Source organism: Vibrio marinisediminis, assembly GCF_014050145.1.
In the GTDB taxonomy this organism is placed as follows: Bacteria; Pseudomonadota; Gammaproteobacteria; order Enterobacterales; family Vibrionaceae; genus Vibrio; species Vibrio marinisediminis.
Map to the genome: position 1 here is coordinate 1 of NZ_JACFYF010000196.1, position 287 is coordinate 287.

A 287-nucleotide genomic window follows, 5' to 3' on the forward strand; every position below is an offset into this window, starting at 1 on the left:
GCTGACCAAAGTATGAACCCAAGCCCAAGGAATTATCTTACAATGGTTAGGGGGAAATACTTGGATTTTAGTCCGGAAAATGTGAGGTTGGCATTTCACTTGCCTATGATGCAAGGTGATGAACGCCCCTACACTAGAAGGGTCAACTTCAATCAAAGGTTGGACCAAGTCCTTATGGACATTTGTGTGGAAGGCGCCCAATGGAGAATAGACTCCAAAGGCAAACCGGTCCAACTAAGAAGACTGGATCTCAAGCCTGTGGCTAAAGGATGGTTGGAGTTCATCCA

General features: G+C 46.0%; 1 protein-coding gene. It reads left to right on the forward strand.

Features of this window, described 5'->3' with window-relative positions:
- Positions 1-60 precede the first annotated feature (60 nt).
- On the forward strand, positions 61-287 hold a 227-nt coding region (locus tag H2O73_RS21900), incomplete at its 3' end, for a hypothetical protein (RefSeq protein ID WP_220457736.1).